Genomic DNA, 396 nt, shown 5'->3' with positions numbered 1-396 from the left:
ACGCCCCCGCCGAGGGAGCCGCCGAGGGTGTGGGACTGCGACTGTCCCGGAGCCGCGGGCTGCTGCCCCGGCGCCGGTGCCGGCGCCTGCTCGGGCAGCGGGCCGGGGGCGGGCTGCGGGGCTTCCGTGGAGGGAGCGGAGGCCTGACCCTGGGCCGCTGCCTGCGGCGGCTGAGGAGTCTGAGGAGCCTGAGGAGCTTGCTGGGCCGGAGGCGTCTGCGGGGACAGCGGAGGCTGCGTCGCCTGCGGGCTCTGCGGATTCTGGGGTGCGGGTGCGGCCGCCGGGGCTTGGCCCTGCCGCAGCCCGAGTCGGCGCTGCTGCTGCTCGGCGATCTGCTGGCCGAACGGCACGCCCTGCCCGAGCGTACGCACGCTGATCGCGCGCCCCTGCGTCGAG

Annotated in this window: 1 pseudogene; it reads right to left on the bottom strand. The window is 77.8% G+C overall.

The features are described 5' to 3' along the window. Positions 1 to 396: pseudogene (locus ABD378_RS38130) on the bottom strand (response regulator); the annotation flags it as partial.

It is taken from the genome of Streptomyces rectiviolaceus (assembly GCF_039533825.1).
Taxonomy (GTDB): domain Bacteria; phylum Actinomycetota; class Actinomycetes; order Streptomycetales; family Streptomycetaceae; genus Streptomyces; species Streptomyces rectiviolaceus.
Note: the sequence above shows the minus strand (reverse complement) of the source record. Positions and strands in the feature narration are given on the sequence as shown.